This window comes from Streptomyces sp. NPDC014889 (genome assembly GCF_043081205.1).
Lineage (GTDB): Bacteria > Actinomycetota > Actinomycetes > Streptomycetales > Streptomycetaceae > Streptomyces.
Genome location: NZ_JBIBWH010000004.1, coordinates 431,180 through 452,310 on the forward strand (window position 1 = coordinate 431,180; position 21,131 = coordinate 452,310).

Annotated in this window: 22 protein-coding genes; 8 read left to right on the forward strand and 14 right to left on the reverse strand. The window is 70.5% G+C overall.

The annotated features are described in order from the left end of the window. The first annotated feature begins 91 nt into the window (after positions 1–91). Together ACF09J_RS10785 and ACF09J_RS10790 are read left to right on the forward strand one after the other, a co-directional pair. Positions 92–1,258 (forward strand): family 2 encapsulin nanocompartment cargo protein polyprenyl transferase, encoded by a 1,167-nt coding sequence (locus ACF09J_RS10785; RefSeq protein ID WP_392305032.1) that lies wholly within the window; start codon positions 92–94, stop codon positions 1,256–1,258. A 174-nt stretch (positions 1,259–1,432) separates the two neighbouring features. After that, positions 1,433–2,077: a GNAT family N-acetyltransferase gene (locus ACF09J_RS10790; RefSeq protein WP_392305033.1), complete on the forward strand. Its 645-nt coding sequence runs from the start codon at positions 1,433–1,435 to the stop codon at positions 2,075–2,077. Positions 2,078–2,114: 37 nt separating this feature from the next. On the opposite strand, the gene ACF09J_RS10795 is transcribed toward ACF09J_RS10790, so the two are convergent. The 4 genes from ACF09J_RS10795 to sodN form a co-directional block, all read right to left on the reverse strand. Next, a complete protein-coding gene (locus tag ACF09J_RS10795) occupies positions 2,115–2,540 on the reverse strand; it encodes a VOC family protein (RefSeq protein ID WP_392305034.1) in 426 nt (141 codons plus the stop codon). 9 nt (positions 2,541–2,549) lie between these two features. Beyond that, positions 2,550–2,915 carry a helix-turn-helix transcriptional regulator gene (locus tag ACF09J_RS10800; protein ID WP_392305120.1) on the reverse strand — a complete coding sequence of 122 codons (366 nt, stop codon included), beginning with the start codon at positions 2,913–2,915 and terminating at the stop codon, positions 2,550–2,552. A gap of 69 nt (positions 2,916–2,984) precedes the next feature. Then, the gene (locus ACF09J_RS10805) at positions 2,985–3,527 is read right to left on the reverse strand and encodes a DUF1707 domain-containing protein (RefSeq protein WP_392305035.1); all 543 of its coding nucleotides are present in this window, start codon (positions 3,525–3,527) and stop codon (positions 2,985–2,987) included. A gap of 249 nt (positions 3,528–3,776) precedes the next feature. After that, positions 3,777–4,172 (reverse strand): superoxide dismutase, Ni, encoded by a 396-nt coding sequence (gene sodN / locus ACF09J_RS10810; protein WP_069765939.1) that lies wholly within the window; start codon positions 4,170–4,172, stop codon positions 3,777–3,779. Between the two features lie 146 nt (positions 4,173–4,318). Between sodN and sodX the strand changes: the two genes are divergently transcribed. After that, complete coding sequence (gene sodX, locus ACF09J_RS10815) at positions 4,319–4,753, forward strand: nickel-type superoxide dismutase maturation protease (RefSeq protein ID WP_392305036.1); 435 nt, start codon at positions 4,319–4,321, stop codon at positions 4,751–4,753. Here sodX and ACF09J_RS10820 read toward each other — a convergent pair. Beyond that, positions 4,657–5,286, reverse strand: coding sequence for a CGNR zinc finger domain-containing protein (locus ACF09J_RS10820; protein WP_392305037.1), 630 nt, complete (start codon positions 5,284–5,286; stop codon positions 4,657–4,659). The two genes, sodX and ACF09J_RS10820, sit on opposite strands and share 97 nt — an antisense overlap. Positions 5,287–5,384: 98 nt before the next feature. Between ACF09J_RS10820 and ACF09J_RS10825 the strand changes: the two genes are divergently transcribed. Next, positions 5,385–6,161, forward strand: coding sequence for a class I SAM-dependent methyltransferase (locus ACF09J_RS10825; RefSeq protein ID WP_392305038.1), 777 nt, complete (start codon positions 5,385–5,387; stop codon positions 6,159–6,161). Between the two features lie 79 nt (positions 6,162–6,240). Here ACF09J_RS10825 and ACF09J_RS10830 read toward each other — a convergent pair whose 3' ends face one another. Genes ACF09J_RS10830 through ACF09J_RS10840 form a run of 3 tightly spaced genes read right to left on the reverse strand, consistent with a single transcriptional unit; the run spans position 6,241 to position 8,962 of the window. Continuing rightward, a complete protein-coding gene (locus ACF09J_RS10830) occupies positions 6,241–7,041 on the reverse strand; it encodes an amino acid ABC transporter ATP-binding protein (RefSeq protein WP_392305039.1) in 801 nt (266 codons plus the stop codon). Continuing rightward, positions 7,038–7,967, reverse strand: coding sequence for an amino acid ABC transporter permease (locus tag ACF09J_RS10835; protein ID WP_392305040.1), 930 nt, complete (start codon positions 7,965–7,967; stop codon positions 7,038–7,040). The genes ACF09J_RS10830 and ACF09J_RS10835 overlap by 4 nt, the downstream gene beginning before the upstream one ends. A 38-nt stretch (positions 7,968–8,005) precedes the next feature. Next, entirely contained in the window at positions 8,006–8,962 is a 957-nt protein-coding gene (locus tag ACF09J_RS10840) for an ABC transporter substrate-binding protein (protein ID WP_392305041.1), read from the reverse strand. Between the two features lie 545 nt (positions 8,963–9,507). Here ACF09J_RS10840 and ACF09J_RS10845 point away from each other — a divergent pair. From ACF09J_RS10845 to ACF09J_RS10860, 4 genes are all read left to right on the forward strand, one after another. Continuing rightward, positions 9,508–10,731 carry an NADP-dependent malic enzyme gene (locus ACF09J_RS10845; protein ID WP_392305042.1) on the forward strand — a complete coding sequence of 408 codons (1,224 nt, stop codon included), beginning with the start codon at positions 9,508–9,510 and terminating at the stop codon, positions 10,729–10,731. A gap of 142 nt (positions 10,732–10,873) precedes the next feature. Further along, positions 10,874–11,839: a zinc-binding dehydrogenase gene (locus ACF09J_RS10850; protein ID WP_392305043.1), complete on the forward strand. Its 966-nt coding sequence runs from the start codon at positions 10,874–10,876 to the stop codon at positions 11,837–11,839. An 86-nt stretch (positions 11,840–11,925) separates the two neighbouring features. Next, positions 11,926–12,135: a helix-turn-helix domain-containing protein gene (locus ACF09J_RS10855; protein ID WP_037745578.1), complete on the forward strand. Its 210-nt coding sequence runs from the start codon at positions 11,926–11,928 to the stop codon at positions 12,133–12,135. Continuing rightward, entirely contained in the window at positions 12,135–12,701 is a 567-nt protein-coding gene (locus ACF09J_RS10860) for a Clp protease N-terminal domain-containing protein (protein WP_392305044.1), read from the forward strand. Before ACF09J_RS10855 ends, ACF09J_RS10860 begins: the two co-directional genes overlap by 1 nt. Before the next feature lie 41 nt (positions 12,702–12,742). Here the strand turns inward: ACF09J_RS10860 and ACF09J_RS10865 are convergent, their stop codons facing one another. The 6 genes from ACF09J_RS10865 to ACF09J_RS10890 all read right to left on the reverse strand — a co-directional run bounded on the left by ACF09J_RS10865 (position 12,743) and on the right by ACF09J_RS10890 (position 21,065). Beyond that, positions 12,743–13,744, reverse strand: coding sequence for a helix-turn-helix transcriptional regulator (locus tag ACF09J_RS10865; RefSeq protein WP_392305045.1), 1,002 nt, complete (start codon positions 13,742–13,744; stop codon positions 12,743–12,745). Position 13,745: 1 nt separating this feature from the next. After that, positions 13,746–14,651, reverse strand: a complete 906-nt coding sequence (locus ACF09J_RS10870; RefSeq protein WP_392305046.1) for a DUF4097 domain-containing protein — start codon at positions 14,649–14,651, stop codon at positions 13,746–13,748. A gap of 214 nt (positions 14,652–14,865) precedes the next feature. Beyond that, positions 14,866–15,045, reverse strand: a complete 180-nt coding sequence (locus tag ACF09J_RS10875; RefSeq protein WP_018544467.1) for a DUF6104 family protein — start codon at positions 15,043–15,045, stop codon at positions 14,866–14,868. 87 nt (positions 15,046–15,132) lie between these two features. Next, complete coding sequence (locus ACF09J_RS10880; protein WP_392305047.1) at positions 15,133–18,942, reverse strand: multifunctional oxoglutarate decarboxylase/oxoglutarate dehydrogenase thiamine pyrophosphate-binding subunit/dihydrolipoyllysine-residue succinyltransferase subunit; 3,810 nt, start codon at positions 18,940–18,942, stop codon at positions 15,133–15,135. A gap of 282 nt (positions 18,943–19,224) precedes the next feature. Beyond that, positions 19,225–20,331, reverse strand: coding sequence for a sensor histidine kinase (locus ACF09J_RS10885; protein WP_392305048.1), 1,107 nt, complete (start codon positions 20,329–20,331; stop codon positions 19,225–19,227). Continuing rightward, positions 20,328–21,065: a response regulator transcription factor gene (locus ACF09J_RS10890; RefSeq protein WP_362353193.1), complete on the reverse strand. Its 738-nt coding sequence runs from the start codon at positions 21,063–21,065 to the stop codon at positions 20,328–20,330. The genes ACF09J_RS10885 and ACF09J_RS10890 overlap by 4 nt, the downstream gene beginning before the upstream one ends. Positions 21,066–21,131: the final 66 nt, after the last annotated feature.

The following is a 21,131-nucleotide window of genomic DNA, read 5'->3' on the forward strand; positions in this document are numbered from 1 at the left end:
GGCCGGATACACCCCGGGGGTACGCGCCCAGTTCCGGCTGCGGAAGCGCCACCGTCCGCGGTCTCTTCGCGGGGGATCGGATGTGGATCGGATGGTTGAGTTCATGATGGAGACGACGCGGCGCCCGACCGGCGTGCCCCGCCCCGCCGGGGCCGAGCGGCCGGCGGGACCCCGCTCCGCCGAGAGCCTCCTTCCGCGCGCCGCCGACGGGGGCACCGGCGGCCCGGCCGCGCCCGACGGGCACGACGCGGCGGTGATCCTGGAACGCTCCCGGGCGTCGGTCGACCCCGAACTGCGGGCGGCCGTCGGCTCCCTGCCGGCCTCGATGCGCCGGATCGCGCGCTACCACTTCGGCTGGGAGCACGCGGACGGCACTCCGACCGCGGGCAACGGGGGCAAGGCGATCCGTCCGGCACTCGTCCTCACGGCGGCCGCCGCCCTCGGCGGCCCGCCCGCCCGGGCGGTGGCGGCGCGGGCCGCGGCGGCGGTGGAACTGGTCCACAACTTCACGTTGCTGCACGACGACGTGATGGACCGGGACGCCACCCGGCGCCACCGGCCCACGGCGTGGACGGTGTTCGGCGAGAACGACGCGATCCTCGCCGGGGACGCGCTCCAGGCACTGGCCCTGGGACTGCTCGCCGAGAACCCGCATCCGGCGTCACCGGCCGCCGCCGCCCGGCTCGCGGGCTGCGTCGTGGAACTGTGCGAGGGTCAGCGGGCGGACACCGCCCTGGAACGGCGTGCCCCCGGCGAGGTCACGCTCGCCGAGGTGATCGCCATGGCCGAGGCCAAGACGGGCGCGCTGCTCGGCTGCGCCTGCGCCGTGGGGGCCCTGTACGCGGGAGCGGGGGAGGAGGAGGTCGAGGCGCTGGACGCGTTCGGCCGGCAGGCGGGACTCGCCTTCCAGCTGATCGACGACGTGATCGGGATATGGGGCGACCCGGCCCGTACCGGGAAACCGTCCGGTGCCGACCTCGCCGCCCGCAAGAAGTCCCTGCCGGTGGTCGCCGCGCTGACCTCCGGCACCCCGGCCGCCGCCGAACTGGCCGAGCTGTACGCCCGGCCCCACCAGGAGGGGGAGGAGGAGCGGATGGCGCTGGTGGTGGAGCGGGCCGGTGGCCGGGACTGGGCGCAGGCCCAGGCGGCCGACCGGATGGCCCGGGCGGTGGACGACCTGGCCCGCGCCGTACCGGATCCGGCGAACGCGGGCGGACTGCTGGCCCTGGCCGAATTCGTGACCAGGCGCTCCAGCTGACCTCGCCCGGGAAGACCCCGGAGCCACCGGGCCCGTACGGCTCCTGACCCCGTACGGCCACCGGCGGCTCCGGTGCGGCGGACCCCGCACTGCCCCACGGTGTGCGGGGCCCGCCCCTTTCGCTTACGCTCAACTCCCGTAAATCAGGCGGTACTTGAGTTGAGAGGGCAGACCATGGGCGTGGGGATCCGGGCGGCGGGGGAAGACGACCGGGAACTGGTCGTGCGGCTGCTGGACGAGGCCTTCCAGGACGACCCGGTGAGCGGCTGGGTCTTCCCGGAGCGGGAGTACCGCCGCAGGACCCACCACCGGCTGATGGCCGCCTTCACCGACATCGTGCTCGCCGAGGGCCGGATCGACGTGACCGAGGACGGCACGGCGTGCGCCCTGTGGCTGTCGATGCCCCCGGCGGCCGACGGCGACGGTCCGGCCGACGCGGACGGCTCGGGCGACGCCGCCGGCGCGGACGACGCCGTGCGGCTGCGCGAGAGCGTCGACCCGGCGAACGCGCGGGTCGAGGAGATCGCCCGGCTGATGGCCGACTCCCACCCGTCGGACCGCGCCCACGAGTACCTGTGGATGATCGGCGTCGCACCGGCCCGCCAGGGGGAGGGCCTGGGCAGCGCCCTCGTCCGGCACGTCCTCGACCGCTGCGACCGCGAGGGCGTGCCCGCCTACTTGGAGGCCAGCAGCGAGCGGAGCACGAAGCTCTACGAACGCCTGGGCTTCGCCTTCGCCGACCACACCCTCGACATCCCGGACGGCCCCCGGATGTGGCCGATGTGGCGCGAACCGGTCACCGGCGCGGACAAGCCCTGACCGGCGGACCCGTGAGCTGCGGACGGCTTGGTGCGGCTCAGGACGGCTCGCCCTCCGACCGCTCCAGGAAGCGCAGCATGTTCCCGGCCGGGTCGCGGAAGGCGCAGTCGCGCACCCCGTACGGCTGGTCCATCGGCTCCTGGACCACGTCGGCACCGTGCTCCTGCACCCGGGCGAAGAGGGCGTCGCAGTCGGCGGTGGTGAAGATGACCCCGCGCAGCAGGCCCTTGGCCAGCAGCCGGGCCATGGCCTCCCGGTCGGCGGGGGAGGCGTCCGGATGCGCCGCGGGCGGCTCCAGGACGATCTCCACGTCCGGTTGCAGCGGCGACCCCACGGTCACCCACCGCATCCCCTCGAACCCGACGTCGTTGCGGACTTCCAGCCCGAGCACGTCCCGGTAGAAGGTGAGCGCCTTGTCGTGGTCGTCGACGGCGATGAAACACTGCCGCAGTTTGAGGTCCATGCCCTCACGCTAGGGCGCGGGCCGCGGTCCCGCGCGCCTGGGACGGGTGAAGGTCCGGGCCACGCAGGCCGGGATCACGGCAGTGTCGTCGTGCGACCGTGCCCGGTAGGCGCTCGGGGTCTCGCCGACGAGCTGGGTGAACCGCGAGCTGAAGGACCCCAGCGACGTACAGCCCACCGCCAGGCACACCTCCGTCACGGTCATGTCCCCCCGCCTGAGCAGCGCCTTCGCCCGCTCGATCCGCCGCGTCATCAGGTACCCGTACGGCGTCTCCCCGTACTCGGCCCGGAAGCTCCGCTGGAAGTGCCCCGGCGACATCAACGCGGTCCGCGCGAGCGCGGCCACGTCCAGCGGCTCGGCGTACTCACGGTCCATACGGTCACGGGCCCGCCGCAGCCGCACCAGATCCTCGGGAATCACCCCGCCAGCATGCCACGGGCCGCCTCAACGCCGTGCGTGGCGGATCTTCAGCCGTCCGAATTCCATGGCCCCGGAGATACGGATCGTCGGCCCGTCGGGGCGGGAGCGCCGCCGAGCCCTGTAGCGCACGTCCTTCCATCCGGTGCGCAGCCCCTCGACCTCGACGATCGCGTCGCGAGGGACCGTGATCCTGGCCCCGCCGGTGCCGAGTATCAGCTCGATGTCGACGACCGGATGCTCGATGACCGCCCGGGACAGATCCAGGCGCACCCTTCCGAATGCGGACTCCACCTTGAGGATCCGAGGCACCCGCCATACGCCGCGCCGCTGGATCCGTCCGCCGGCCGCGCTGATCGTTGACGTGGTGTCCGGTTGCTCCGCCGGGAGCGAGGCCACGGCCGCCGCGAGTTCGCCGTGCGTCTTCGCGGTGAGCACCTGGCCGAGGCGTCCGTCCATCTCCTCGTGCGAGATGCGTTCCTCGGCGTATGCCTCCTGCAAGCGCCGCACGGCCGTCTCACGGTCGTCCTCGCTGAGCACAGGCAACCGGTCTTCCCGCGGAGAAGTCACCCCTTCACCCTAGTGCCGCGCGTCCGCCGGCCGGGTAGGTCCGCTCCATCTCGATCGCCGAGGTGCGGCGACGAGTTCGAAGTACCGGCGGTAGAGGTTGAGTTCAGGGACGCGGGCTGTGGGCTCGGTCATCGGGATCCCTGTCCGCCGGCGCTGGAAAAGGGCCGCACCCGGGTCGTCACCGACGCCGGGTGCGGGCCTGGGGACCCGGCGATCGAGGTGATCGCGGGTCGGTGGCGTGATCGAGGATCAGGCCTTCTTGGTCTCCCAGAAGATCTTGTCGATCTGGGCGATGTAGTCCAGCGCCTTCTGGCCCGTGGCCGGGTCGGTCGAGGCCTTGGCGGCGGAGAGGGCCTTCAGCGTGTCGTTGACGAGCTGGTGCAGCTCCGGGTACTTCTCGAAGTGCGGGGGCTTGAAGTAGTCGCTCCACAGCACGGAGACGTGGTGCTTCGCCAGTTCGGCGCGCTGCTCCTTGATGACGGTGGCACGCGTCTGGAAGTGCGGGTCGTCGTTCGCGGCCATCTTCTCCTGGACGGCCTTCACCGACTCCGCCTCGATGCGGGCCTGGGCCGGGTCGTACACACCGCAGGGAAGGTCGCAGTGCGCGCTGACCTTGACCTTGGGGGCAAACAGGCGGGAAAGCATGGAGCCATCCTTCCTCGTGATCGTCTTCTCAGGTGGGACATTACTCCCTGCCAGGCGTGTTTTCGCGAGTGCCCCCTAGGGCTTAGGACAAAAGTCCGGGGTCAGACTGAGACTGGTGGAGGAACGTGACCGGGGAGGTGCCGGGGATGCCGGAGCTGTCGCAGGAGACCGAGCGCAGGGGCGCCGTACTGCCCTTCGGGCTGGCCGAGGTGACCGGACCGTCCATGGTGCCCACGCTGTACCACGGGGACCGGCTCGTGGTGCAGTACGGCGCCCGGATCCGGCCCGGTGACGTGGTGGTCCTGCGGCATCCGTTCCAGCAGGACCTGCTGGTCGTCAAGCGCGCCTCGGAGCGGCGCGACAGCGGCTGGTGGGTGCTGGGCGACAACGCGTACGCGGGCGGGGACAGCACCGACTACGGGACCGTGCCCGAGGACCTGGTCCTGGGCAAGGTGTGGTTCCGCTACCGGCCGCGCAGGCGCGCTCAGCGCTCGCCGCTTGCGCTGGCGCGCTGGGTACTGTCGGCGGCCCGGCCCGTGTTCACCGACCGGTCGGCCTCCAGGCGCTTGCGGGCCCGGTAGGCGGCGACGTTCGCGCGGGTGGCGCAGCGGTCGGAGCAGTAGCGGCGCGAGCGGTTGGTCGAGGTGTCCAGGTAGGCGTTGCGGCACGGCGCGGCCTCGCACAGGCCGAGGCGGTCGACGCCGTACTCCGTGAGGTGGAAGGCCAGCCCCATCGCCGCGATCGCCGCGTAGCCCGCGGTCGCGTTGGACGGGTGGTCCGCCAGGTGCATGTGCCACAGCGGGCGGCCGTCCTCGTCGCGGTGGTCGTGTCCCGAGATCTGCGGGCTCACCGGGAACTCCAGCAGCAGGGAGTTCAGCAGGGCCACCGCGAGCGTCTCGTCTCCCTGGTCGGCCGCCTCGAAGACCGAGCGCAGCCGGCCTCGCACCGAACGGAAGCGCGTGACATCGGCGTCGGTGGCCCGGCGGGCCGCGGAGGCGTTGGCGCCGAACAGGTCCCGGACCGCGTCGACCGAGGTCAGTGTGTCCTTGCCCCGGGCCGGTTCCTCGCTGTTGACGAGCCGTACGGCGTAATCCGAGTAATAGGCCAGTTCCACTTGTAGTCCTTACAGAGGCGCTCTATGGTCGGGAGAGCGGTCGGTAACAGCCGGCTGGCCTTCAAGGGTATTACGTGACGTGGGCAGGGAGGGCTGCGATGACGGACACGAGGACGGGCATCACCGCGGAGGGGGCCGACTGGGCGGCGTGGCAGGAGAGCTGGGACCGCCAGCAGGAGTGGTACATGCCCGACCGCGAGGAACGCTTCCGCATCATGCTCGACATGGTCGAGGCGCTCGTCGGCACCGCCCCGCGCGTCCTGGACCTCGCCTGCGGCACCGGCAGCATCACCGCCAGGCTGCTCGCCCGCTTCCCCGAGGCCACCAGCACCGGAGTCGACCTCGACCCGGCGCTGCTCGCCATCGCGCGCGGCACCTTCGACGGCGACGAACGGGTCTCCTTCGTGACCGCCGACCTCAAGGGCCCCGACTGGACGGCGAAGCTGCCCCACGACTCCTACGACGCCGTACTGACCGCCACGGCCCTGCACTGGCTGCACAGCGGACCTCTCGCCGCCCTCTACGGCCGCGTCGCGGAACTCGTCCGCGACGGCGGTGTCTTCATGAACGCGGACCACATGATCGACGAGAGCACACCCCGGATCAACGCGGCCGAGCGCGCCCAGAGGCACGAGCGCATGGAACAGGCCAAGCGGGCCGGCGCCCTGGACTGGGCCGAGTGGTGGCAGCTCGCCGCCAAGGACCCGGTCCTGGCCGAACCCACGGCCCGCCGCTACGAGATCTACGGGGAGCACGCCGACGGCGACATGCCGTCCGCCGCGTGGCACGCGCGCGTCCTGCGCGAGCAGGGCTTCACGGAGGCCCGCCCGGTGTGGTGCTCGCCGTCGGACACCCTGCTGCTCGCCCTCAAGTAGGGCTCCGGGGACATGTGAGAGGGGCGGTACGGGGACCCCCGTACCGCCCCTCTCACATGTCCGTGCCCGGCCGGCCCGGCTACAGCACCTTCGACAGGAAGGACTGCGTGCGCTCGTGCTGCGGATTGGTCAGGACCTCGCGCGGGTGGCCGGATTCGACCACTACTCCGTCGTCCATGAAGACCAGGGAGTCGCCGACCTCCCGGGCGAAGCCCATCTCATGGGTGACGACGATCATGGTCATGCCGTCTTCGGCGAGGTCCCGCATCACGTCGAGCACCTCACCGACGAGTTCGGGGTCCAGGGCCGAGGTGGGCTCGTCGAAGAGCATCAGCTTCGGCTCCATCGCCAGCGCGCGGGCGATGGCGACGCGCTGCTGCTGGCCGCCGGAGAGCTGGGCGGGGTAGTGGCCCGTCCGGTCTCCGAGGCCCACCCGGTCCAGCAGTTGCCGCGCCCGCTCGCGGGCCACCGCCTTCGACTCGCGCTTGACCTGGACCGGCGCCTCCATGACGTTCTCCAGCGCCGTCATGTGGGGGAAGAGGTTGAAGCGCTGGAACACCATGCCGATGTCCCGTCGCTGCGCCGCGACCTCCGCCTCCTTCAGCTCGTGGAGCTTGTCGCCCTTCTGGCGGTAGCCGACCAGTTCACCGTCGACGTACAGCCGGCCGGCGCTGATCTTCTCCAGGTGGTTGATGCACCGCAGGAAGGTGGACTTGCCGGAGCCCGACGGCCCGATCAGGCAGAACACCTCACGTGGGTTCACCTCCAGGTCGATGCCCTTGAGGATGTGGGCGAGCCCGAAGGACTTGTGCACGCCTTCGGCCCGCACCATCGGTCCACCGCTGCCGCTGTTGAAGACGTCCTTGCTGAGCAGGCTCATCGGGCCACCTCCGGGCGACGGAACGAACCGAACAGACGGAGGTTCTTCTTCAGCCGCTGGAGCGGTGTCGGGGGCAGGTTGCGGGTGGAACCGCGGGCGTAGCGGCGCTCCAGGTAGTACTGGCCGATGCTGAAGACACTGGTGAGGATCAAGTACCAGATCGACGCGACGAAGTACAGCTCGACCACGGCCAGTGACGTGCTGGAGATGTCCGTGGACCGCTTCATGAGTTCATTGAACTGCACCGCGTACGCCAGCGACGAGGTCTTCAGCATGTTGATGAACTCGTTGCCGGTCGGCGGCACGATCACCCGCATCGCCTGCGGCAGGACCACGCGCCGCAACGTCCTGCCCCGCGTCATGCCCAGCGCCTGCGCCGCCTCCGTCTGCCCTTCGTCGACCGACTGGATGCCGGCCCGGACGATCTCAGACATGTAGGCGGCCTCGTTCAGCCCCAGGCCCAGCAGCGCCGCCAGGAACGGGGTCATCACCTGGTTCATCTCGTCCTTGTAGAACCCCAGGTTGAGGATGGGGAAGATGAGCGAGATGTTGTACCAGAGCAGCAACTGGACCAGGACCGGCGTGCCGCGGAAGAACCAGACGTAGAACCAGGCGACCGTGCTGGTGACCGGGTTCGACGACATCCGCATCACGGCGAGGACCACGCCGAGCGCCAGACCGAGCACCATGGCGAGCACGGAGATGTACAGCGTGTGCCAGACGCCCGACAGGATGGTGCCGTCGGTCAGGTAGTCCGGGATGGTGTTGTAGTGGATCTTCGCGTTGGAGAACGCGACGCCGATCAGCGCCAGGATCGCGATCACGGCCGCGCCGGCCACCCAGCGGCCGTAGTGGCGCACGGGTATGGCCCTGATCTGCTCCGGTGGCGGCCCCGCAGCGGGAACCTTCTCCACGATGTCAGTCACGGTGACTGCCCTTCGCTGTCGTCAGTGCTGTGCGAGGCTCAGGAGCCACCGTTGATCTTGGCCTCCGTGACGGCGCCGTCCGTGACGTTCCACTTCTCGAGGATCTTCTGGTAGTCGCCGTTCTTGATGATCGCATTCATGGCGGCCTGGATCGCGTCGCGGAGCTGGGTGTTGCCCTTGCTCACGGCGATGCCGTAGGGCCCGGCCTCGATCTGCTCACCGACGACCTCGAAGTCGCTGCCGCCACCGGACGTCTTGGCGTTGTAGGCGGCGACCGGGAAGTCGTTGAGGTCGGCGACGGACGCGCCCTGCTTGAGCCGGAGCAGGGCCTCGGGGTCGGTGTCGAAGGACTGCAGCGTGATGGCCTTCTTGCCGTCCTGCTTGCACTTGGCGTTCTGCTTCTTGGCGATGCCTTCGGAGGTGGTGGCCCGCTGCAGGGCGACCACCTTGCCGCACAGGTCGTCCAGGCTCTTGATGCCCTTGGGGTTGCCCTTCTGGACCAGGATGGAGGTGCCGGCGGTGAAGTAGTCGACGAAGTCGACGCCGTCTCCGGCCTTCTTGCCGGTTTCGGAGTCGATGCCGTTCTGGCGGCTCTTCGTGTCGTTCATCGCCGACATGATCATGTTGAACCGGCCGGACTGCATACCGACGATGAGCTGGTCGAACTTGCCGTTCTGGAAATCGAACCGCACGCCCAGCTGCTTGGTGAGGGCCTCGGCGATGTCCGGGTCGATGCCGACGGCCTTGCCGTCCTTCATGAACTCGACCGGCGGGTACGCGATGTCCGAACCGACCTTGATCACACCGGCCTTGCGGATGTCCTGGGGGAGCTTGTCGGCCAGCGGCGCCGAGGAGGCGTTGGAGCTGCTGTCGCCGCCCTTGTCGGTCTGGTCACCGCAGCCGGTGAGGATCAGCGCGCCGGTGACCACGATCGCACCGACCGCGGCTAGCTGGGAGCGCGCGGCGGTCGTACGACGGGTGGAGCGTGTGGTCATGGTGTTCCTCCGGCTGATGGATGGCGCTGCCGACGGGGCGACGAGAACACACACCTTCGGGTGTTGCGACCTCGTGTGATTGACCGCATCTTGCCATTCGGGCTGCGCCATTCAGGGGAGTCGCCATGTCAAAATCGGATAACGGGTGACCCCCGAACAGCGCGGAGCGGCTCCGGCGAAGCCGGACCATCTGCGGGAATGCCTTCTTCCGGCCGGAGGATCTCCGGCTCGTCTCAGGATGCGGTCCGCCGCTGCATGATATTTGAGTGCAGTTGGTGCTTTGCCGGTGGTTCGGCGACGAGTTGTCCCCATATTGGGCCAAGTGCCGCGTCCCCGTCATGTGACCTTGACGTTATGGACTCGTCGTTGACGTCGATCGTCCGGTAAGAAGGTTCTTTACACCCCTCATCCGGGGCTCGAGCGCGTGTGCGGCGCGCCCGTCGCGTAGGTGACCGAAGGCATCACTCACGGTCCTGGCGCGGTCCCGCCCGCTCCCACCAGGAGCGGCAACCCTCAAACCATGAACACTTAAGGGGTAAAACGAAGTGGCAGCGGAGATCGTCAATCCTCGCAGCGACAGCAGTACGGACCAGGACGGTGGAGCCGAGCCGCTCGACTCCTTCGATCCGGCCTTCGCGCTGCACCGCGGCGGCAAGATGGCCGTGCAGGCCACGGTGCCCATCCGCGACAAGGACGACCTGTCCCTGGCCTACACGCCCGGCGTCGCACGCGTGTGCTCCGCCATCGCGGAGCAGCCGGAACTGGTCCACGACTACACGTGGAAGTCGTCCGTGGTCGCCGTCGTGACCGACGGCACGGCCGTACTGGGGCTCGGCGACATCGGCCCCGAAGCCTCCCTCCCGGTGATGGAGGGCAAGGCGATCCTGTTCAAGCAGTTCGGTGGCGTGGACGCGGTGCCGATCGCGCTGAACTGCACCGACGTCGACGAGATCGTCGAGACCGTGGTGCGCCTCGCGCCGTCCTTCGGCGGTGTGAACCTGGAGGACATCTCGGCCCCCCGGTGCTTCGAGGTCGAGCGCAGGCTCCAGGAGCGTCTGGACATCCCGGTCTTCCACGACGACCAGCACGGCACGGCGGTCGTGACCCTCGCGGCGTTGCGCAACGCGGCCCGGCTGAGCGGGCGGGCGATCGGGGACCTGCGGGCCGTCATCTCGGGCGCGGGCGCGGCCGGTGTGGCCATCGCCAAGATGCTGGTCGAGGCCGGTATCGGCGATGTCGCGGTCGCGGACCGCAAGGGCGTGGTGTCGGCCGACCGCACGGACCTGACGCAGGTCAAGCGCGAGCTCGCCGAGTTCACCAACAAGGCGGGACTCAGCGGCTCCCTGGAGGACGCGCTGGCCGGCGCCGACGTCTTCATCGGCGTCTCCGGCGGTACGGTGCCCGAGGCTGCCGTGGCGTCGATGGCCGAGGGCGCCTTCGTGTTCGCCATGGCCAACCCGAACCCCGAGGTGCACCCCGAGGTCGCGCACAAGTACGCGGCGGTCGTGGCGACCGGGCGCTCGGACTTCCCCAACCAGATCAACAACGTCCTGGCCTTCCCCGGCATCTTCGCGGGGGCGCTCCAGGTGCGGGCGTCCCGGATCACCGAGGGAATGAAGATCGCGGCGGCCGAGGCGCTGGCCGGGGTCGTCGGCGACGACCTCGCCGCTGACTACGTGATCCCCTCGCCGTTCGACGAGCGGGTGGCCCCCGCCGTGACCGCGGCGGTGGCAGCCGCGGCCCGCGCCGAGGGCGTGGCCCGTCGCTGAGCCGACGACCCGAACGGCCCCGTCCCCCGCGGACGGGGCCGTTTCTTTTTCCCGTGTCCCTTGTCGTCCCGTCCGGCAAGAGGGTGAGGGTCACAGAGGTGCGTGGTTCCGCCGGCCGGGGCGCACCCCTATGGTCAAGGTCATGTTCGCTGTCTACGCCGCCCGAATCGACCGCGACCAGCCGCTGAGCGGTCTGGAGTCGGGGGAGCGCCCCGCCCCCGAGGCCCGTCCCGGCTGGAGCACGGTCCATGTCAGGGCCGCCTCACTGAACCACCACGACCTCTGGTCGCTGAGGGGGGTGGGACTGTCCGAGGACAGGCTGCCCATGATCCTCGGCTGTGACGCCGCCGGTGTCGACGAGGACGGCAACGAGGTCGTCCTGCACTCCGTGATCGGACAGAGCGGGCACGGGGTCGGGCCCCGGGAGCCCCGGTCCATTCTCACCGAGCGCTACCAGGGCACCTTCGCCGAACAGGTGGCCGTGCCGACCTGGAACGTCCTGCCCAAGCCCAAGGAGCTCTCCTTCGAGGAGGCCGCCTGTCTGCCCACGGCATGGCTCACGGCGTACCGGATGCTCTTCACCAACGCGGGTGTGCGCCCCGGCGACTCCGTGCTCGTCCAGGGCGCCGGCGGCGGTGTCGCCACAGCCGCGATCGTGCTCGGCAGGGCGGCCGGACTGCGGGTGTTCGCCACCAGCCGGGACGAGGTCAAGCGCCGGCGGGCGGTGGAGCTCGGCGCGGTGGAGGCGCTGGAGCCGGGGGCGCGGCTGCCGCAGCGGGTGGACGCGGTGATCGAGACCGTCGGCGCGGCCACCTGGTCGCACTCCGTCAAGTCGCTGCGGCCCGGCGGCACGGTCGTCATCTCCGGGGCCACGAGCGGTGACCGGCCGTCCCATGCCGAGCTGACGCGCATCTTCTTCCTGGAGCTGAAGGTCGTCGGCTCGACCATGGGCACCAAGGACGAACTGGAGGACCTGCTGTCCTTCTGCGCCGCCACCGGGGTCCGCCCCGTCATTGACGAGGTGCTGCCGCTCGACCGGGCCCGCGAGGGCTTCGAACGGCTGGAGTCCGGCAGCCACTTCGGCAAGGTCGTGCTCACCACCTCCTGACTCCTCCTCGCCTGCTCTCCGGGCCTCGGACCCGGACCTGTCAACCATTGTTGACAGACCCGGGGTGTCATCGTAGGTTGACAGGCATGACCGAAGCAACGGATCTTGCCGAGCGCGCGGGCGACCGCGATCCCCGGGTCGGGCTGCGGGCCGTCGCCGCGCTTCGCCGGCTGCTGGAGCAGCTGGAGGCGGTACAGGTGCGCGGGGCGCGCAACCAGGGCTGGTCGTGGCAGGAGATCGCCGCCGAACTCGGTGTCAGCAGGCAGGCCGTGCACAAGAAGTACGGGAGGCAGTGATGTTCGAACGGTTCACGAAGGACGCCCGGGCCGTGGTGCGGGGGGCGGTGGAGTACGCCGACGACACGGGAGCGCAGACCGTGGACCCCGAGCACCTTCTGCTCGCCCTGCTCGACCGCGAGGCCAGCCGTGGCTCCTTCGCGCTGGGGGCGCTGGGGCTCGACGAGCACGGGCAGCCCGTACGGCAGGCGCTGCACGAAGCGCGGCGGCGCGCCGGCCTGTCCCGGGCCGAGGCCGACGCCCTCGCGGGCCTGGGCATCGACGTCTCGGAGATCGTCTCCCGGGTGGAGGAGACGCACGGCGCCGGGGCCATGTCCGGCGACCGGCAGGGCAAGGGCGCCTGGACGGGCCGCCGCGCCTTCAGCCGGGGCGCCAAGGACACGCTCGAGAAGGCCCTGCGCACGGCGGTGGCCCACCACGACCGGCACATCGGCGACGAGCACATCCTCCTCGCCCTGACCGTCCGCCCGGGCGTGCCCGCCGAGGCCCTCGCCGACCACGGTGTGACCTACGAGTCGGTGACCCGCGTCCTGTACGGCGGGGGAGAGGCACGGGCGGCCGGTTGAGCTGAGGGGACGGCCGCCCGAGTGGGCCCGCCGGGCGGCCGTCAGGCCTTCGGGCGCTGCAGGAGCGAGGCGATGTGGGCCGCCGCCGCGGACAGATGGCCGCGGGCCTGAAGGAGCTGGTCGGCGGTGATGCCGTTGTCCCGGGCCGTGTCGCGGATGTCGTCGCGGAAGCGGTCCAGGAGACGGTCCAGGTCGCGGACCGGGTCGCCGGTGAGGTCCTCGTGCGCCCAGGTCGGTTCGTAGCCGGCCGGGAAGTCCTCCGGGGCCATGGAGTACTCGGGGCGGCCCGTGGTCCGGCCGAAGGCGTAGTCCTTGCCGAAGTCGCCGAATTCCTTGGCCAGTTCGGTCAGGCCCTCGCGCACGCCCGTGGGCCAGTCGCCCCGGTCGAAGTGGTCCTGCACCTGCTCCTGGACCCGCTTGGCGATGCGCTGCAACTCCTCCTGCGCCTGGGCCCGCGCCCGCTCCTGCGCGTCCTTGGCCTGCCGCTTGGCCCGCTGGGCCTCCTCGCGCGCCCTGCGGCTCTCCTCCTTCGCGCGCCGTGCCTGCTCCTTCCACTCCTGCTTGACGCGCCGCATCTCCTCCTTGGCGGCCTGCCAGGCCTCCTTGTCGTCGGCCTTGCCGTGCTCGCCGTGCTCCTCGTGCTTTCCGGAGCCCTCGCGGGCCTGGGAGGCCGCCGCGCGCATCTCGCGCCGCAGATCTCCCGCGGCGCCGCGCACATCGGCGCGGATCTCCGCGGCGAGTTCGGCGACGGACTCGCGGATCTCCAGCTCCAGGTCGGCCAGTTCACCACTGCGGTCGGCCAGTTCGGCGCGGCCCGCGTCCGTGATCGCGTAGACCTTGCGGCCGCCCTCGGTGGTGTGCGTGACCAGGCCCTCCGCCTCCAGCTTGGCCAGCCGCGGATACACCGTGCCCGCCGAGGGGGCGTACAGGCCCTGGAAGCGCTCCTCCAGCAGCCGGATCACCTCGTACCCGTGGCGCGGGGCCTCGTCGAGCAGCTTGAGCAGGTACAGGCGCAGTCGGCCGTGGGCGAAGACGGGAGCCATGTCAGAGCACCTTCTTGTCGGTCGTGCCACCGGCGGTGCCGCCGCTGGAGTCCTCGGCCGTGCCGGCGTCCCGCGACTCCGCCTCCCACGGTCCGTCCTCCACGGGCGGGCGCCGCAGCAGCGCGATGGAGCCGGAGACGGTGGTCGCCTTCAGCCGGCCGTTGCCCGCGCCGAGGCGACCGGTGATCCGCTTGGCGCCCCACTGGCCGCCGACCTTGAGGTCCTCGAAGGCGTTGGACACCGTCCCGCTCGCGGTGTTGGCGTCCACCTGTGCGTCCGCCGGGTGGGGGAGCCGGATGGCGATCTCCCCGGAGACGTTGGTGAGGCTGACGTCGGTGGGGCCGCCCGCCGGGTCGAGGTCGACGATCATCGACCCGCTCACCGAGTCCGCCCGCACCGAGGGACCCGCGCCGTCGACCACCGTCAGGTCGCCCGAGACCGAGTTGAACCGCAGCTCACCCGAGAGGGCCTGAGCCTCCACGCTCCCCGACACGGTGTCCGCGCGCACCGGGCCCGTCAGGCGCACCAGGGTGGTGTCCCCGGAGACCCCCTTGACCTCGGCGCGTCCCTCGATCCCCGAGACCACCGCGCCTGCTCCGACCACGCCGAGCTCCACCCGCGTGCTCGCCGGAACGGCCACGGACACCACGGCGCTGCGCCGCCAGCCCTTGCGGTCCAGCCACTTGAGGAAGCCCTTCCAGGGCAGGTCCTCGTACGCCACCGTCAGCGTTCCGCCCTGCTGGGTGACCACCAGGGGCGGTCCCTCGATCTCCGAGACCTCCAGGCGGGCCGGGCCCTCGTCCACCCCCACGACGTTCACCGCTCCGTGCACGATGCGGACGTTGAGTGCGGTGACATGCTCGTCGAAGGTGAGCTTCCTGGGCTCACCGATGGACCACTCGGACATGGGCAGACCTCCCCGGGCCGGACGCGACACGCCATATCGCGTCGTCTGCCATCCACGATATATCGCGTTCCGGGGAAGTCAAGACACTCTTACGGGTGAGGCGCGGGCGGACACCCTGAAAAGGCGGGCGGGGACAGGCCCCTGAAACGCGACAGGGCGCCCCAAGGGGCGCCCTGCACCGAGCGGACGTCGGTCCGTCCCTGCTCGTCGTCCTCTACTCGTCGTCCTCGTCGTCCAGCCGGGCCAGCCAGGTCGCCAGCCGCTCCACCGGCACCTCGAAGTCCGGATTGAGGTCGACGAAGGTCCGCAGCTGCTCGGCCAGCCACTCGAAGCTGACCTCCTCCTCGCCCCGCCGCTTCTCCAGCTCTTCGATGCCACGGTCTGTGAAGTACATGGGGTCAAGGATAGGCGCGCCGAAACGAACCGGGCCGCACCCCCGTCGAGGGGGTGCGGCCCGGTCAGCTGCGAACCGACGGAGCGGTTACGCCTCGAACACCTCGCGCACCAGCTGCTCCTGCTCCGCCTGGTGCCGCTTCGCGGAACCGACGGCCGGGGAGGAGCCGTGCGGACGGGAGATGCGGCGCAGGCGCTCGCCGGCCGGGATGTCCGCGCCGACCGCCAGGTCCAGGTGGTCGATGAGGTTCAGGGCGATGAACGGCCACGCGCCCTGGTTCGCCGGCTCCTCCTGGGCCCACAGGTACTTCTCGGCGTTCGGGTACTTGGCGATCTCCGCCTGGAGCTCGGCGCCCGGCAGCGGGTACAGGCGCTCGAGGCGGATGATCGCCGTCTCGGCAGCTGCAGCGTCCGTCACGCCCCGCTTGCGGCGCTCGGCGTCCAGGTCGTAGTAGACCTTGCCCGCGGTGAAGACGACCTTCTTGACGGCCGCCGGGTCCACCGACGCGTCGCCGATGACCGGACGGAACTGGCCCGCGGTGAACTCCTCCGCCTTCGAGGCCGCCGCCTTCAGGCGCAGCATCGACTTCGGGGTGAAGACGACCAGCGGCTTGTGGTGCGGGTTGTGCACCTGCCACCGCAGGAGGTGGAAGTAGTTCGACGGCAGGGTCGGCATCGCGACCGTCATGTTGTTCTGCGCGCAGAGCTGGAGGAACCGCTCCGGGCGGGCGGAGGAGTGGTCCGGGCCCTGGCCCTCGTAGCCGTGCGGCAGGAGCAGGGTGACGCCGGAGGTCTGGCCCCACTTCTGCTCGGCGGAGGAGATGAACTCGTCCACCACCGTCTGGGCGCCGTTGGTGAAGTCGCCGAACTGGGCTTCCCACATCACGAGCGCGTCCGGGCGGGCCAGCGAGTAGCCGTACTCGAAGCCCATCGCCGCGTACTCGGACAGCAGCGAGTCGTAGACGTTGTACCGGGCCTGGTCCTCGGACAGGTACAGCAGCGGGGTGAAGTCCTCGCCGGTCTCGCGGTCGATGATCACCGCGTGCCGCTGGCCGAAGGTGCCGCGGCGGGAGTCCTGCCCGGACAGCCGGACCGGGACGCCCTCGAGCAGCAGCGAGCCGATGGCGAGGGTCTCGCCCATGCCCCAGTCGATCGTGCCGTCCTCGACCATCGCCGCCCGGCGCTGGAGCTGCGGCAGCAGCCGCGGGTGGACGGTGATGTGGTCGGGGATGTTGACCTGGGACTCGGCGATGCGCTTGACGACCTCGGCGGAGACGGCCGTGGAGACCGCGACCGGGAAGCCGTCCTGCGGCGCCTGGACCTCCCCGGAGGCCGGCTGCGAGGTGGCCTCGCGGACCTCCGTGAAGACCTTCTCGAGCTGGCCCTGGTAGTCCTGGAGCGCCTGCTCGGCCTCCTCCAGGGTGATGTCGCCCCGGCCGATCAGCGACTCGGTGTAGAGCTTGCGCACCGAGCGCTTCTTGTCGATCAGGTCGTACATCAGCGGCTGGGTGAAGGCCGGGTTGTCCGACTCGTTGTGACCGCGGCGGCGGTAGCAGATGAGGTCGATCACCACGTCCTTGTTGAACGCCTGGCGGAACTCGAAGGCCAGCCGCGCCACGCGGACCACGGCCTCCGGGTCGTCGCCGTTCACGTGGAAGATCGGGGCCTCGATCATCCTCGCCACGTCCGTCGCGTACATGGAGGAACGCGAGGACTCCGGGGCGGCCGTGAAGCCGACCTGGTTGTTGATGACGATGTGGACCGTGCCGCCGGTGCGGTAGCCGCGCAGCTGCGACATGTTCAGGGTCTCGGCCACCACGCCCTGGCCCGCGAAGGCCGCGTCGCCGTGGATGGCCACCGGCAGGACGGTGAAGTCCGTGCCGCCCTTGTTGATGATGTCCTGCTTGGCGCGGGAGACGCCCTCCAGGACCGGGTCCACCGCCTCCAGGTGGGAGGGGTTGGCCACCAGCGAGACGTTGATCTGCTCGCCGTCCAGGCCGGTGAAGGTGCCCTCGGCGCCGAGGTGGTACTTCACGTCGCCGGAGCCGTGCATCGACTTCGGGTCGAGGTTGCCCTCGAACTCGCGGAAGATCTGCGCGTACGACTTGCCGACGATGTTGGCCAGGACGTTGAGGCGGCCGCGGTGGGCCATGCCGATGACGACCTCGTCCAGGCGGGACTCGGCCGCCGAGTCGATGACCGCGTCGAGCAGCGGGATGACGGACTCGCCGCCCTCCAGGGAGAACCGCTTCTGGCCGACGTACTTCGTCTGCAGGAAGGTCTCGAAGGCCTCGGCCGCGTTCAGCCGGCGCAGGATGCGCAGCTGCTCCTCGCGCTCCGGCTTGGAGTGCGGACGCTCCACGCGGTCCTGGATCCACCTGCGCTGCCGGGGGTCCTGGATGTGCATGAACTCGATGCCGACCGTGCGGCAGTACGAGTCGCGCAGTACGCCGAGGATGTCGCGCAGCTTCATCAGCGTCTTGCCGGCGAAGCCGCCGACCGCGAAGTCGCGCTCCAGGTCCCACAGGGTGAGCCCGTGCTCGGTGATGTCCAGGTCGGGGTGCTTGCGCTGCTGGTACTCCAGCGGGTCGGTGTCGGCCATGACGTGGCCGCGGACCCGGTAGGAGTGGATCAGCTCGAAGACGCGGGCGGCCTTCGTGACGTCGTCGTCGTGCGAGGCGTCGATGTCCTTGAGCCAGCGGACCGGCTCGTAGGGGATGCGCAGCGACTTGAAGATGTCGTCGTAGAAGTCGCGCTCGCCGAGCAGCAGGTTGGCGACGGCGCGCAGGAACTCGCCGGAGGCGGCGCCCTGGATGACCCGGTGGTCGTAGGTCGACGTGAGCGTCATGACCTTGGAGATGCCGAGCTTGTTCAGGGTGTCCTGGGAGGTGCCCTGGAACTCCGCCGGGTAGTCCATGGAGCCGACGCCCATGATCACCGACTGGCCGGGCATCAGCCGCGGCACGGAGTGGACCGTGCCGAGACCGCCGGGGTTGGTGAGGGAGACGGTGACGCCGGTGAAGTCGTCCATCGTCAGCTTGTTGTCGCGGGCGCGACGGACGATGTCCTCGTAGGCCTGCCAGAACTCGAAGAAGTTCAGCGTCTCGGCCTTCTTGATGGCGGCCACGACGAGCTGGCGGTCGCCGTTGGGCTTCACCAGGTCGATGGCCAGGCCGAGGTTGACGTGGTCCGGCTTGACCAGGGTGGGCTTGCCGTTCTTCTCGGCGAAGGACCAGTTCATCGACGGCATCTGCTTGATGGCCTGGACCATCGCGTAGCCGATGATGTGCGTGAAGGAGATCTTCCCGCCGCGGGCCCGCTTGAGGTGGTTGTTGATGACGATGCGGTTGTCGAACAGCAGCTTCACCGGGACGGCGCGCACGGACGTGGCCGTGGGCAGCTCCAGCGAGGCGTTCATGTTCTTCGCGACCGCGGCGGAGGGGCCACGCAGCGTGACGAGCTCCGGGCCCGCGGGTGCCTCGGCGGCGGCCTTCGCGGGCGCGGCCGCAGGGGCCTGGGCCGCGGGCTTCGCGGGCGCCGGGGCGGCGGGCCGGGGCGCGGCCGGGGGCTGCGCGGGAGCGGCCGGCGCGGCGGCGGCCTGGGGAGCGGGCCTGGCAGGCGCGGCCGGCGCGGCGGCGGGCGCCGCCGGGGCCGTGGTGGTGGTCTCCGCGGCCCCCGCGGCCGCGGTACCCGCCGGAGCCTGCGGGGCGGCGGCCCCCGGCTTGTAGTCGGCGAAGAAGTCCCACCAGGCGCGGTCTACGGAGTTCGGGTCCTGGAGGTACTGCTGATAGATCTCGTCGACGAGCCACTCGTTGGCACCGAACGCGGCCGTGGAGGTCTTCCCGGCTTGGTCGGTGTCGGTCGAGATGCTCGAGTTACTGGGGGACTGTGGCGACACGGCGGCAACCGCCCTCTTCCGCTTCACAAGAATGATGGACAGCGGGAATAAAGGCTACGCCCCCGAGAGGGGGAAGGTCAGGTCGGGCCACTCCTTCGTCATGTAAGTCACATCAAAAACCGGGTTTCGGGGCTTGAAATGGCGGGAAACAAGCGTAGTTCCGCTGTGCCGGGGAAGGGGGGACCCGGGCCTGACCCCCGTGGGATGCAGGCCCCTGCCCGATCACACGTGTCCGCCTGCGGGGACGCTCGTGGATCTTGGGGTTCGTGATCGAACTTTACGTCAACTTGGCAAAGACGGCGGACCCGGAAGAGTGACAAGGATCCGGCAGCCTCGCTCGGATTCGGCCACACCGATCCGGCCGCCGTGCAGATCCACCGCCCAGCGGGCGATCGCCAGGCCGAGTCCGGTCCCGCCGTCGCTGCCCGGCCCGTGCGGCCGGTGCACCGCGCCCCGGTTGAAACGCTCGAAGACGCGGTGCCACTCCGAACGCGGGATGCCGGGCCCCTCGTCCAGGACCTCCAGCTCCAGGGACTGCGGCCGCGGGCCGCGCCGTGCCTTCACCGTCACGCGCCCGTGCGGCGGGCTGTGCTTGACCGCGTTGTCGATCAGGTTGGCGACCACCTGGTGGATGCGCTCGGGGTCGGCGTGCGCGGTCAGGTCGGACGGGAAGACGTCCAGGTGCAGATGGACGTCCGTACGGGTGTGGCTGCCGGAGCCGGAGGCGATGCCCGCGCGGGCCGAGGCGACCATGTTGGCCTCCTTCAGCACGCCCGCCAGGTAGGGCCACACCTCGAACCGGCGCTGCTTGAGCGGCACCACGCCGTTGTCCAGACGGGACAGGTCCAGCAGCGTCTCCACCAGCCGGCCCAGCCGCTCGGTCTGCTTCAGCGCCGTGCGCATGGTCTCGGGGTCGGCCTCGGTGACCCCGTCGACGATGTTCTCCAGCACCGCGCGCAGGCCCGCGATGGGCGTACGCAGCTCGTGCGAGACGTTCGCCACCAGCTCCTTGCGCTGGCGGTCCTCGGCCTCCAGGTCGTCGGCCATGCGGTTGATCGTCTGGGCCAGGTCGCCCAGCTCGTCCCGGCGGTTCTCGCGCACCCGGCGCGTGTAGTCGCCGTGCGAGATGGAGCGGGCCACCGTGTTCATCTCGTCCAGCGGCGCGGTGAGCGAGTGCGCCACGAACTGCGTGATGAGCAGCGTGGCGATCATCGAGAAGACCGTGATGAACCGCAGCTCCGTCGCCGTGCGCACGGCGATCAGCAGCAGACCCGTGGTGATCAGCACCGATATGACGACCAGTGCGCCCAGCTTGGTCTTGATCGAGAACGGGCGTACGCCACCCCAGGGCTCGCCCTGGTCCCTCCGTGCGGCCGGCCCGTCGCTCATGGCGTCGGTGTCTCCAGCGCGTAACCCACGCCGTGCACCGTGCGGATCCGCTCGGCCCCGATCTTCCGGCGCAGCGCCTTGATGTGGCTGTCCACGGTCCGGGTGCCGGAGGCGTCCGCCCAGTCCCACACCTCCGCCAGCAGCTGCTCGCGCGAGAGCACCGCGCGCGGGGTGTTCGCCAGGCACACCAGCAGGTCGAACTCGGTGGGGGTGAGGTGGACGTCCTCGCCGCGCACGCGCACCCGGCGCTGGGCGTGGTCGATCTCCAGCTCGCCCAGGCGCAGGATGCCGCTGCGCGGGGTCGCCGCGGCCAGCGCGGCCCGCTCCATGCGGCGCAGCAGCACGTGCACGCGTGCGGCCAGCTCCCGCATCGAGAACGGCTTGGTCATGTAGTCGTCGGCGCCGACCCCGAGGCCGACCAGCATGTCGGTCTCGTCGTCCCGCGCGGTGAGCATCAGCACCGGCACCGGGCGCTGGGCCTGCACGCGGCGGCAGACTTCCAGACCGTCGAAGCCGGGCAGCATGATGTCGAGGATCAGCAGGTCCGGCTGCCATGCCTCGGCGGTGTCGACGGCTGCCGGGCCGTCGCCCGCGGTCTGCACGAGGAATCCCTCTGCGCGCAGGCGGGTGGCGATGGCATCCATGATGGTCTGGTCGTCCTCGACCACCAGGACCCGGCGCTGAGCGCCCGGGGTGGCCGTCGTGCCGTTGTGCGCGGTGTGTGTCTGATCCATCGCCCGCCCCTGAGTGTGCTTTCCGGAATCCGTGGGGTGATCCCTTGCCTGCGCGTAGTTGCGATT

Coding starts and splice junctions, on each gene's coding strand:
- ACF09J_RS10800 (WP_392305120.1), bottom strand. CDS start 2,915: ATGGACCGTGAGTACGCCGAGCCGCTGGACGTGGCCGCGCTCGCGCGG.
- ACF09J_RS10855 (WP_037745578.1), top strand. CDS start 11,926: ATGACCGAAGCAACGGATCTTGCCGAGCGCGCGGGCGACCGCGATCCC.
- ACF09J_RS10860 (WP_392305044.1), top strand. CDS start 12,135: ATGTTCGAACGGTTCACGAAGGACGCCCGGGCCGTGGTGCGGGGGGCG.
- ACF09J_RS10865 (WP_392305045.1), bottom strand. CDS start 13,744: ATGGCTCCCGTCTTCGCCCACGGCCGACTGCGCCTGTACCTGCTCAAG.
- ACF09J_RS10785 (WP_392305032.1), top strand. CDS start 92: ATGGTTGAGTTCATGATGGAGACGACGCGGCGCCCGACCGGCGTGCCC.
- ACF09J_RS10875 (WP_018544467.1), bottom strand. CDS start 15,045: ATGTACTTCACAGACCGTGGCATCGAAGAGCTGGAGAAGCGGCGGGGC.
- ACF09J_RS10830 (WP_392305039.1), bottom strand. CDS start 7,041: ATGAGCCTGCTCAGCAAGGACGTCTTCAACAGCGGCAGCGGTGGACCG.
- ACF09J_RS10825 (WP_392305038.1), top strand. CDS start 5,385: ATGACGGACACGAGGACGGGCATCACCGCGGAGGGGGCCGACTGGGCG.
- ACF09J_RS10840 (WP_392305041.1), bottom strand. CDS start 8,962: ATGACCACACGCTCCACCCGTCGTACGACCGCCGCGCGCTCCCAGCTA.
- ACF09J_RS10890 (WP_362353193.1), bottom strand. CDS start 21,065: ATGGATCAGACACACACCGCGCACAACGGCACGACGGCCACCCCGGGC.
- ACF09J_RS10870 (WP_392305046.1), bottom strand. CDS start 14,651: ATGTCCGAGTGGTCCATCGGTGAGCCCAGGAAGCTCACCTTCGACGAG.
- ACF09J_RS10795 (WP_392305034.1), bottom strand. CDS start 2,540: ATGGACCTCAAACTGCGGCAGTGTTTCATCGCCGTCGACGACCACGAC.
- ACF09J_RS10885 (WP_392305048.1), bottom strand. CDS start 20,331: ATGAGCGACGGGCCGGCCGCACGGAGGGACCAGGGCGAGCCCTGGGGT.
- ACF09J_RS10850 (WP_392305043.1), top strand. CDS start 10,874: ATGTTCGCTGTCTACGCCGCCCGAATCGACCGCGACCAGCCGCTGAGC.
- sodN (WP_069765939.1), bottom strand. CDS start 4,172: ATGCTTTCCCGCCTGTTTGCCCCCAAGGTCAAGGTCAGCGCGCACTGC.
- sodX (WP_392305036.1), top strand. CDS start 4,319: ATGCCGGAGCTGTCGCAGGAGACCGAGCGCAGGGGCGCCGTACTGCCC.
- ACF09J_RS10790 (WP_392305033.1), top strand. CDS start 1,433: ATGGGCGTGGGGATCCGGGCGGCGGGGGAAGACGACCGGGAACTGGTC.